Below are 554 nucleotides of genomic sequence, written 5' to 3'. Positions count from 1 at the left end.
AAAAAATCAAAGTATTTGCAGAGCTGGCAATTATTCGAGAACAACTAAATGAACTACTAAAACGCTATGATAGTTAAATTCCTAAAAAACAAAGGCAATGGGAGTGCTAGAGCTACCATGAACTATCTTTTGGCTAAAGATAGGGATAGAGAACAGGCTAAAGTATTACAAGGCGACCCTGACCTAACAGAACGCCTAGCGGACAACCTTCACCAATTCAAAAACCGATACACCGTAGGCGTACTATCGTTTGAAGAAAAAGACCTAGACGACAATCACCGACGACGGACGACTGGAAATCTCGGCGAACCTCGACATCATCGCCGGGGAGAAAACACGCACCCTGATGGAAACCTTGTCGGCGCCCAAACCTCAACCCGACGGATCCCCCGATCCCCGGACACCCGAACAGATCTGCGCGGCCGCATTCGAAACGATCGTGGAGTTGGCAGCACAAGGATTAGCAGACACCACGTTCTCGGCCAAACCGACCAACGGGCTGTTGTGGACCTGGTCGGCGGACAACCCGGCACTCGGTGGGGATTTGCAGAACA

1 pseudogene is annotated in these 554 nt (G+C 50.2%); it reads left to right on the top strand.

Annotation, left to right across the window (positions count from 1 at the left end):
* Positions 1-274 precede the first annotated feature (274 nt).
* A pseudogene (locus P3L18_RS28255) lies at positions 275-554 on the top strand (HNH endonuclease); the annotation flags it as partial.

It is taken from the genome of Gordonia sp. N1V, assembly GCF_029269935.1.
In the GTDB taxonomy this organism is placed as follows: Bacteria; Actinomycetota; Actinomycetes; order Mycobacteriales; family Mycobacteriaceae; genus Gordonia; species Gordonia polyisoprenivorans.
The sequence above is the reverse complement of the archived record's forward strand: the minus strand, read 5'-3'. Positions and strand labels throughout refer to the sequence as shown.